Annotated in this window: 6 protein-coding genes and 1 pseudogene; 3 read left to right on the top strand and 4 right to left on the bottom strand. The window is 70.3% G+C overall.

The window, feature by feature from the left end; genetic code table 11:
• Positions 1 to 127 (top strand): annotated as a pseudogene (locus tag GSE44_RS17250) (IS630 family transposase); the annotation flags it as partial.
• Between the two features lie 21 nt (positions 128 to 148).
• Here the strand turns inward: GSE44_RS17250 and GSE44_RS17245 are convergent.
• On the bottom strand, positions 149 to 1474 hold the full coding sequence (locus GSE44_RS17245; RefSeq protein WP_159350067.1) for an IS701 family transposase: 1326 nt from the start codon (positions 1472 to 1474) through the stop codon (positions 149 to 151).
• A gap of 325 nt (positions 1475 to 1799) precedes the next feature.
• Here GSE44_RS17245 and GSE44_RS17240 point away from each other — a divergent pair, with 325 nt between their 5' ends.
• Positions 1800 to 2264, top strand: coding sequence for a GlcG/HbpS family heme-binding protein (locus GSE44_RS17240; protein WP_159350066.1), 465 nt, complete (start codon positions 1800 to 1802; stop codon positions 2262 to 2264).
• Complete coding sequence (locus tag GSE44_RS17235) at positions 2264 to 3652, top strand: M20/M25/M40 family metallo-hydrolase (protein WP_159350065.1); 1389 nt, start codon at positions 2264 to 2266, stop codon at positions 3650 to 3652. The genes GSE44_RS17240 and GSE44_RS17235 overlap by 1 nt, the downstream gene beginning before the upstream one ends.
• 65 nt (positions 3653 to 3717) lie before the next feature.
• On the opposite strand, the gene GSE44_RS17230 is transcribed toward GSE44_RS17235, so the two are convergent.
• The 3 genes from GSE44_RS17230 to GSE44_RS17220 all read right to left on the bottom strand — a co-directional run bounded on the left by GSE44_RS17230 (position 3718) and on the right by GSE44_RS17220 (position 9785).
• Positions 3718 to 3906 carry a hypothetical protein gene (locus GSE44_RS17230; protein WP_159350064.1) on the bottom strand — a complete coding sequence of 63 codons (189 nt, stop codon included), beginning with the start codon at positions 3904 to 3906 and terminating at the stop codon, positions 3718 to 3720.
• Between the two features lie 195 nt (positions 3907 to 4101).
• Complete coding sequence (locus GSE44_RS17225; protein ID WP_159350063.1) at positions 4102 to 7869, bottom strand: translocation/assembly module TamB domain-containing protein; 3768 nt, start codon at positions 7867 to 7869, stop codon at positions 4102 to 4104.
• Positions 7869 to 9785: an autotransporter assembly complex protein TamA gene (locus tag GSE44_RS17220; RefSeq protein WP_201306116.1), complete on the bottom strand. Its 1917-nt coding sequence runs from the start codon at positions 9783 to 9785 to the stop codon at positions 7869 to 7871. Before GSE44_RS17220 ends, GSE44_RS17225 begins: the two co-directional genes overlap by 1 nt.
• Positions 9786 to 9792: the final 7 nt, after the last annotated feature.

Genomic DNA, 9792 nt, shown 5'->3' with positions numbered 1-9792 from the left:
CGCCATCCAGGGCTACATCGACCAGACCAACGCCGAGCCGAAGCCCTTCGTCTGGACCAAGTCCGCCGACGACATCCTCGCCAGCGTCGGACGCTTCTGCCAGAGAATTTCTAACTCAAACCACTAGCACTACTTTGGCAGGCTGGGTTCACGCGGCACGCCGACGGATTTGCCGCAGTGCGGGCAGCGCGGTGGTGAGCGGGCTCGCAGGAGAGCGCCGATCATCGCGGCGCGGATGGCGGGCAGGCTCGGCTGAGGCGGAGGTCCGGCGCACCTTTTTTCCCCGCTTGGCCTGTGCGAGTCGGCGGTGCTGCAGGAATGCGTAGGCGAGCATCGTCATAAGCGCGTGTCGGTGCAGGCCAATCCAGGAGCGGCCCTCAAAGTGGTCGAGGCCGAGTTCCTCCTTCAGTTGCTGATGCGCTTGCTCGCAGGCCCAGCGCGCCTTGATGGTGGCCGCGAGTGTCTTCAGGCCAGTGTGGGCGAGCAGGTTGGAGAGATAGTACTTCGTCTCCCCAGACGCCCGGCGCTCGCCCACGACCCACGCCGCCTCGCCTGGTAGGTGCTGCGCGGGCCTGCCGCCGATTTGCTGCGCCGGGCCGTCCGCGACGCGGACGCGGGCTGCGGCGAAGTCGGCCGAGAGCCGCCCCTTCGTCCCTCGTCGCCAAGTCACCTTCTGCCACGTGGCCTGGGCCAGGATGTCCTCGGCCGAACGCGAGATCTGGTCCGGCTCGCTCAGCTTGCGCCGACTGCCTGAGGGCGGAGGCAGCAAGGCGACGTCGGCCGGGTAGACCTTCAGGATGCGCGGGATGCCGACGGCCCAGCGCAGCCCTCTTTCGCTCAGCCCTGCACGAAACGTCGCGCTGATGCCGTAGCCCGCGTCGGCGAGAACGGGGCCGAACCGCATCCCAGCCGCGACGGCGCGGTCGATCTCGGCGAGCGCCATCTCGGGTTTGGTGCGGGGCGTGCGCCAGTCCTGCGGCACCCCGGCCCGCTCCAGGCGAGCGGCATCGCAGGTCCAGACCTCCGGCAGGAACAGCCGCAGCGTAAAGGGAACCGGCACTTCGCCCCGCGCGAGGGTGAGCGAGACGAGGGTCTGACAGTTCGCGGTCTTACCCAGCGCCGAGGCATATTGCGGCGCGACGCCGACCGAGCGCGTGCCCTTCTTGGGCAGCGCGGTGTCGTCCACAATGAGGAACGCGCCCCGCCCACCGACAAGCCGGTCGGCTTCCCGCATCAGTGCCGCCTCCAGTGGCCCGGCATCCCAAACCCCGGCTGCGATGAAGTGGTGCAGGGCGTCGTGGCCCAGAAGCCCAAGCCGCTCGGCCATCGGCTGGACGCTCTTCCGATCACCCGGGCCGATCAGGCCCGCCACATAGAGCGGGCACATCGCCTGCCGCGCCGGGTGAACCAAGGCCTTCAGGAACGGCTGCAACCAGCCTTCCAACTCGGACTGCCATCCCGCATTCGAGGCCATCACCGCCCCCGTCCAGATCAGGACGACAGAGCGCGCCGCGTTGCCCCCGGTTCCATCCAGCCTGCCAAAGTAGTGCTAGGGTAGGTCCAAAAGTCCGCGCCGCCGCGAGGCGGCCGGCGCTGCCGCTGGCAAGCCGCCCACCGCGCAACAACCACGGCGATCGGCAGCGGGTTTCGTCTAATGGACCGCCGACAGCGGCCGGCCGCAGCGACGCCGCATCCGCGCTGCCGTCCGGAGGCACCGGTGATGCCTTGCCAGATGCCTTGCCACTGGCGCTGCACGGCATAGAACCGCTCTCCGAACCTCGAACGGAGCGGCAGCGTCCATGCCCAATCCCCCCATCGGTTTCCAGCACGGCATCACCCTCGACCAAGCGCAACGCATCGCCGCCGCCGCGCTCGAGGAGGGACGCCGCTTGGCCCTCGCACCCCTGACAGTCGTGATCCTCGATGCCAGCGGGCAGATGAAGGCGCTCCTGAAAGAGGATGGCTGCAGCCTGCTCCGCCCGGCCATCGCCCACGGCAAGGCATACGGCGCCATGGGCCTCGGCTTCGGCGGGCGGGAGCTGGCGCGCCGCTCCCAGGGCATGCCCGGCTTCATGAATGCCTTCTCGGATCTGGCGGAGGGCGCTGCGGTGCCAGTCCCGGGCGGCGTTCTGATCCGTGACGCGCAAGGCGCCATCCTGGGCGCCGTCGGCATTTCCGGCGACCTGTCGGACAAGGACGAGGCCGCCGCCGTGGCCGGCATCAAGGCCGCCGCCCTGACCCCGGACACCGGGGACGACGCGTGATGAGCCAGCTGACGGCCGTGCTCGCCCGGATCGACGCCGCTGAGGCCGAGATCCGCGCCCGCTACTTCGACTTCCTCCGCATTGCCAGCGTCAGCGCGCAGCCGAATCATGCTCCCGATTGCCGCCGCGCCGCCGCCTGGCTGGTCAATGAGCTAAAGGCCATCGGCTTCACGGCTGAGATCCGGGAGACCAAGGGCCATCCGGCGGTCGTTGCGCATCATCCCGGCCCCGGCGGCGCTGCCGTGCCGCTGCTCTACTACGGCCATTACGACGTACAGCCGGCCGAGCCCTTCGGGCTCTGGACCTCGCCGCCCTTCGAGCCGACCGTTGCCGAAGGCAAGAACGGCCCCGTCACCATCGCGCGCGGCGCCGTGGACGATAAGGGCCAAGTGATGACCTGGCTCGCCGCCATGCGCGCCTGGCACGAGGTGACCGGCGGCCCGCCCGCCCCCATCCGCGTGCTGATCGAAGGCGAGGAGGAAATCGGCAGTCCCAGCCTCGACGCCTTCCTTGAGGAGCATGCCGCGGAGTTGCGCGATGCCCGCGCCGTCATCGTCAGCGACACGAATATGTGGGACGCGAAGACCCCCGCCATCTCCGCACGATTGCGGGGCATGGCCTACGCGCAGATCGATGTCTTCGCCGCCTCGCGAGACCTGCATTCCGGCCTCTATGGCGGGATGGCGCTGAACCCGATCAACCTGCTCTGCCAGATTCTGGCCGATCTGACGGATGCCGAGGGGCGGATCCAGCTCCCAGGCTTCTACGATCACGTTCCGGCCGTAGGCGGCAACCTCGCCGCTGCCTGGGACGCGCTGGGCTTTGACGAGGCACGCTTCCTCGGCGATATCGGCCTTTCCGTCCCGGCCGGGGAAAAGGGTTGCAAGCCGCTCGAGCGCCAATGGGCGCGCCCGACCTGCGACGTGAACGGAATTTGGGGCGGCTATACCGGCCCTGGCGCCAAGACCGTGATCGCAGCGGAGGCCCATGCGAAGGTGTCCTTCCGCCTAGTGGGCGACCAGGACCCGAATGCGGTGCTCGACGCGCTGGAGGCCTTCGTAAAGGCGCGCCTTCCGGCCGATGCGCGCGCCGAGGTCCAGCGCTTCAGCTCCGCCCCGCCGGTTGTCGTGCCGGAGGATAGCACGGAGGTGACCGCCGCCCGGAGGGCCCTCGCGGCCGAGTATGGGAAAGAGGCCGTGCTGATCGGCTCCGGCGGCTCGATCCCCGTGGTTGAAAGCTTCCGGCGCATCCTCGGGCTCGACAGCGTGCTGATGGGCTTTGGCCTGGATGATGACCAGGTGCACAGCCCGAACGAGAAGTTCGACTGGGCCTGCCTCATGCACGGCGCCCGCAGCCATGCGCGCCTCCTGGCCGAACTGGCCGGCTGAGGGCCAGCCGAAACGGAAACGGCCCCGCCCCCGGTCAGGGGCGGGGCCGTATCTTCACGGCCGTATCAGCGCTTGGCGCCGATATCGGCCCGTAGCTCGGCGATCCGGCCCTTGATGCTCTCCCGCAGGCTCGGGGAGGTGTGGGCTTTCATCCCGGCCAGCGTCTGCTCCAGTTCCGCCAGCAAGCGGCGCTTCTCCTCCATGCTCCGGCGGATCGGCTTGTTGTCGCTGAACTGACCATCGAAGGCGCGCATCGTCGCTACCCCCCTCCTGTGCTGTCGAAACCCGCTCCCGGCCGGCCTTGCGGGTGAGGCACGGGGCTACCCTGCGGCGGCCATCCGGCTACGCCATGGCGGCGGCCGCCCGATCGGGACAAAGCAGTTCTACTCGTCTGGAGCCCCGGGCGGAATACCCGCCTCGGATGCCGCCGGCCCGGGGAAGGTCCGGCCTCAGTACTCGTATTCGTAGGTGATCCCAGCTCCTTGGCTGTCAGCCCCGGCGCCGCTCTCCAGCTTCAGCCGCGGCGTGAGCTCGATCTCTACCCCGACGCGGGGCGATCCCGTGCTCGTTCCCGGATCGACATTGAGGTAGATGCCCTGGCCCAGATAGCCTCCGGCCTCGATCCCCGGTGTCCCGTTCGCCCCGGTGCCGACGCCCAGCCGGTCGAGCCCGAGTGAGCGGCTCACCCGCCCGAGCAGGCCCGTGACAGGATCCTCCTGCCCGCCCGAAACCGCTCCGGCCAGCACCCGAGCCAGCTGAGCGATCTGGAAGGGCGACAGCTTGTCGGCGGACCGGTTGAAGATCAGCCGCGCCAGCACCTCGTCCTGCGGCAGTTCGGGGGAGGAGGTGAACTCGATCTTCGGCGCGCGGGGCGTGCCCGTCACAGTCACGTTGATGGTCGTGCTCGCGGCGCGGGTGGTGGCAAGCAGGTCGATTTCGGGCGAGGCGATCTCACCCTGGAAGCGCAGCACGCCCCGCTCGAAGTTCAACCGGCGGTCGAGCACCGTCAGATTGCCACGGCGAAGTCGGAGTTCTCCCTCGGCCGCAGGGGCCGAGACCGTTCCGCCGATACGGACGTCGCCGCCCAGCTCTACATCCAGCCCACGCCCGCGCAGATAGACCTGGCTCGGCGCGCGGAAGGTGATGTCGAGCGCCATCGGCGCCGCGTCCGCCGGCGGCGCGGCGGCCGGAGCCCGGCGCGCGGCGGCCCGCCGGGCGGCCGTGGTTCCGCGGGGAGGGGGAGGGGCGCCACGCCCGACCTCGCGCACCTCGCCGATTTCAGCCACGCCGCCGGGCAGCCCTTCCGGCACGCCGATCGTCATGGTCCGGGTGGTGATCGAGCCCGCCAGCCGCATCCCCGCACCTATAGAGCCCGAAAGCCTCATGTCGGTGTCGAAGGCGCCCCGCAGCAGGTCACTCGATACGGGTTGGAGGTCCTGGCCCGTCACCGTCAGCTCGATCGGCTGCCCCTCGGTGAAGGGCCGCACCTCGCCGCGTGCCCGCAGCGTACCAGGCCCCGCCCGGGCGGTAATGGACTCCACGACGATCCGATCCATGTCGCCGCGCACCGTTCCCTGGATGTCCCGAAGGGCAACGCCGTATTCCAGGTTGCGGTAGGTGCCACCCGACAGCCGCGCCGTGCCCGAGACCTGCGGATCGGCCACCGTCCCGCCCGCTCGGGCATCGATCGCGACCGTTCCCGCCACCCGGCTGGCACCGCCGAGCAGGAAGGGCCCGGCGAGCACGCCGATATCCGTGGTGCCCCGCAAAGTGGCGCTGATCGGGCCGGAGAAGTCGCTCGGCACTTGCGCCTCCAGGTTCAGGCGCAGGGCCGATCCCACTCGAAATTCCGCGCGCGTCTCCATTTTGTCGCCGCGCATGCGCGCCGTGGCCTGAAGCGAGCCCTCCGGCAGTCCACGCGCCCAGGGGGCACCGGCGCGGAGGCCCGTACCGCGCAACTCACCATCGATTCCGGGCCGCGCGACGGGGCCGGACAGCCGCACCTCGCCCGTCAGCACGCCCGAAAGCGGTGGGTCAGGGACAAAGAGATTGGCGATGGAGAGCGGCAGGCTCGTCAGCGTGGCGCGGAGGTCGGCATTCTCCGGTCCCCAGCGGCCCGCGATGCGCAGTGCGCCGCCCGGCCGGCCCTGCAGCGACAGGCCAGTGGTGGAAATCCCGCCATCCGGCGCCAGGATTACTGTCGCCGGCGAGGACAGGCGGATCCCGAGCCCCTGCCGCTCCACATCCAACCCGGCCAGCTCGATGCGCTTTTCTGGCTGGTCGAGCGCGAGCCGGGCGCGGAGCGTTGCGCGCGCATCCATGGCGCGCAGGTCGCCCCGGACATCCAGCGCGGCATCCGTGCCGCTGGCCTGGATGGTGCCATTCACCTGCTGGCCGCTAGCCGTGAGCTTATTGGCGCGCAGGTCGGCCTCGATACCCTGGCGCTGCGCGCCTTCGGCGCCCTTTGGGGCGAGCTTTGCTGAGAGCCGCAGCCCCCCGGCGAGCGGCGTGCCCGCCACAGGGGTCAGCGGCGCCAGATCGGCCGCTTCCAGTAGAAGTTCGGCGTCCGCCAGTTTGCGGGCGAGATCGACGGTGCCGCGCCCATCCAGCCGGGCAGGGCCCAGCGCCGCGCGGAGCGTCTGGATCCGCAGCTGGTTGCCCTCCTGCGCAGCGTTCACCTCTGCGCTAAGCGGGAGGCCTTGGAGCCGGGCGGCCAGGTTCAGGCTGCCGGCCGGCATGGTCGCGCGCGGCATGGCGGCCTGCAGCCGCAATGCCTCAAAGGCGCGGCCATAGGCCTGCAGGGCTGGTGACTCGGCCGTCAGCGCGATGGCCGGATCGGCGGCCGGGCCGGTCACCCGCGCCACGGCTTCAAGCTGCCCCTGCACAGGCACGCCGGGAAGCTCCTGGGCGTTCAGCGCCGCGTTAAGCGTGAGGTCCAGCACCTCGCCAAAGCTGCCTTCGGCGCGCAGGGTCACGGCCTTACCCTGGACCACCAGCTCATGCACGCGCTGCTGGTTGGCCCGAAGCAGGATGGTGGGGGAGGGTCCGAGCAGCCCCGGCGCCGGCTCCGGCAGGCGCGGCTCGGTGATGGTCGTCTCCACGCGCAACTCGGGCGCCTGGGCCGTGCCGGTCACGGTACCGCGGGCCGTGACGGCCTGCCAGCCAACGACCTCGGGCACCAAGCCGCCAAGGGTGGAGGCGTCGTTCACGCTGGCATCGAAGGCAAGATCCAGGGCCGAGCCGATAAGGCCGCGCGCCTCCACGGACGCCGGGGCGGTCTCCACCCGCAGCTGCTCCACACGCGTGGCGCCGCCTTCGGCCGGCGTGGTGCGCAGGACGAAACGCAGATCGGCCACCGGCGGCGGAAGGAAGCCGCCCAGCGCCGCATCGCCTGAGGCCTCCAGCCCAACGCCGCCGGTCTCGGGCAGGCTCACTGTGCCGCGCCCGTTCAGACGCGCCGTTTCGCCCATAGCGGCGGAAAGGGTGAAGCCGGCCCCGCTGGCGGGGCCGTCCAGGGCGAGGCGGAGGCGGGTCGCCTGTTCGGCCTTGCCCAGGAGGGAAGCGACGAGCCCGCCGCGCGCCTCGTCATAATTCAGGTCGATCTTCACCCGGTCCCCGGGCGCGAGGGCGAGATCCAGGTCCAGAGCGCCGGGCCCGTCCAGCCGCCGCCCCTTGGCTCCAATGAAGGCGCCATCGGCGCCCAGCCGACCGCCGGCCTCGAGTGAAAGCTGGGCCGGAAAGCCGGCGACTGCCTCGCCCAGCTCAATTCGCGGCAGGGCGATGCGCTCCAGTGCGACCTCGACCGGAAGCTGGGGAAGCTGTGGCAGCAGCGGGCCTGGCTCGGATGCCGGAACAGGGGGCGCCGCCGGGTCGGGCAGGGGGGGCCTGCTGAAGACCACGCGGCCTGCCGAGAGGTTCGATATCCGGAACTCGCCCGAGGCAAGGCGCATCAGGTCGATGTCGAGGGCGATGTCCTCGACCACCAGGTAAGGCCCCTCGCTGTCCGACATCACCACCCGCCCGATGCGCGGCGCCGCCGGCAGCCCCCCATGCAGGTTCTCGATCTGCAGCCCGGGGACAAAGCCCTTGGCAAGCTTTGCCAGCGCCTCCTGCCCGGGCCGCACGTTCAGTGCCACCCATCCCGCGACGAGCAGGAGGAGCGGCAGCACGACCACGATCCCAAGGATCGAGAAGAGAACACGACGAACCCAACGCATCAGAAAGCCTGTCCGATACCCACATAGAGGCCAAAGCCGGAACTGCCCGGAACCTTGGACAGGGGAAGAGCCACATCGGCGCGGATCGGTCCGATTGCAGTGGCGTAGCGCAGGCCCACCCCCGCGCCCACGCGCAGGTCGCCGAAGCCCGAGAGCGCATCCTCCCCGACGCTGCCCGCATCGACGAAAATGGCGACGCCGTAGGGGCCGGTGATGCGCTGCCGCAGTTCCACGCTCGCCTCGAGGAGGGACAGCCCGCCACGTGGAGTCTGGTCGCGCCGTCGCGGGCCGATGCTCTGGAAGTCGTAGCCGCGCACCGAGCCGCCGCCGCCGGCATAGAAGCGCAGATGCGGCGGAATTTCGCCCGCCTGCGCCCCTGCCAGCGTGCCGAAGCCGGCTCGCAGCGCGAGAATGCTGCTCTTGCTGCCTGTCAGGTCGAGATAGGCGCTGCCGGTGCCGCGTACGCGCACGAAGATCGAGTTGGAATCAGCCAGCGAGATGGTTGGTGAGACGAGGAGATTCGCCCGGTATCCCCGCGTGGGATCGAGCACGTTGTCCGTCCCGTCGAATCGCGCGCCGAAGGGGAGGGAGAGAAGACTGTAGCTCAGATCCTGGTCCAGCTCCGAGGTCTTGCCGATTTCGGCGGCAATTCCAGCCGAGAGGGTCAGCCGGGGATCAATACGCCGTTCCAGCGAGAAGCCGGCAGTGATGGCATCCCGGTCATAGGCGAGAAGGCGCTCGCGGAGAATGGCCACGTCGGTCACGGCCGTGGCGTTCAGCCCTGCGAACCAGGGCTGGCGGAGATTGGCGGAGAGCTTGTAGCCCGTGCCGCTGATGCCGCGCTGCGTGGTGCGGGAAACCTCCCCCTCAATCCGCAGCCGCTCCGCCGCCCCGAAAAGGTTCCGGTGCTCCCAATAGGCGCGGAGCGTCGGACCGTAGCGCGTTTCATAGGCGGCGGTGCCGCCAATCGCGCGGAAGGGGCGCTCGGCCACCAGGAAGGTCACGGGCAGGCGGCCATCGGGATCCAGCCGCTCCCCGATTCGGGCCCGCACCATGCCGAAGACGCCGAGCGCCAGCACGTCCCGCCGCACCCGATCCAGCTCGCGCGGGTCATAGAGCTCGTCGGCCAGTACGCCGGAGGCGCGGCGCAGCAGCTCCGGATCGACGTTCTCGGAACCTTCCACCACCGGCTGGGCGAAGCGGGCGCGGGGGCCGGGCTCGATCCGATAGACCACCTCCATCGTGCGCGCGTCGTGGTCCACCGTGATCTCGCGGCGCGGCACGCTGGCGAAGGGGTGGCCAGCTTCGCGCAGCCGGGTGACCACTGCCTCCTGCGCGTTGTTTACAGATTCGGCGCGGGCCGGATCACCCGACCCCAGCCCCGCAACCTCCCCCGCCTCGGCAATGTCGGTGCCCGGAGCCGCTGGCCTCAGCGTTACCGTGGAGATGCGGTATTGCGGGCCGGTATTCGCCGTGACCAGCACGGGAACCGGCTCCGGGCCCCGGGCCGCCAATCGCGGCGCCAGGTTGGGGGCATCCGGCGGTTCGCCAGCCAGGGTGATGCTTGCGGTGCCCGCGTAATACCCCTCGGAACGAAGGGCCGTGCGGAAATGGCCGAGGTCCTGCAGCGCCCGGGCGACCAGCCCCTCGGCACTCGTCGGCACGCTCTCCCGTAGCCGCCGCATCGCCGAGACACCTTCCAGCGCCGTGTCCAGCGCCGCATTGCCCGTGGGGGTGAAGGTGATCTCGTAGCTCCGGACCGGCCCATCCGAGTCATCGGGCCGCGGCTCTGCGGGCGGCCGCGGCTCCTCCGCCGCCGGAGCCGCGGGCGCAGAGGCGGAAGGCTGGGCCTGAGCATGGGCCGAGCCGATCAAGATGAGGGACAGGAAGGCGAGTCCGGGGTGGAGCGAAGGCAATGGAAGG

Origin of the sequence: Muricoccus harenae (assembly GCF_009848505.1) — a bacterium.
GTDB lineage: Bacteria > Pseudomonadota > Alphaproteobacteria > Acetobacterales > Acetobacteraceae > Roseomonas > Roseomonas harenae.
Note: the sequence above shows the minus strand (reverse complement) of the source record. Positions and strands in the feature narration are given on the sequence as shown.

What these genes read in the sequence shown, in the direction of transcription:
- GSE44_RS17245 (WP_159350067.1), bottom strand. Translation starts at nt 1,474, where the DNA reads ATGGCCTCGAATGCGGGATGGCAGTCCGAGTTGGAAGGCTGGTTGCAG.
- GSE44_RS17240 (WP_159350066.1), top strand. Translation starts at nt 1,800, where the DNA reads ATGCCCAATCCCCCCATCGGTTTCCAGCACGGCATCACCCTCGACCAA.
- GSE44_RS17235 (WP_159350065.1), top strand. Translation starts at nt 2,264, where the DNA reads ATGAGCCAGCTGACGGCCGTGCTCGCCCGGATCGACGCCGCTGAGGCC.
- GSE44_RS17230 (WP_159350064.1), bottom strand. Translation starts at nt 3,906, where the DNA reads ATGCGCGCCTTCGATGGTCAGTTCAGCGACAACAAGCCGATCCGCCGG.
- GSE44_RS17225 (WP_159350063.1), bottom strand. Translation starts at nt 7,869, where the DNA reads ATGCGTTGGGTTCGTCGTGTTCTCTTCTCGATCCTTGGGATCGTGGTC.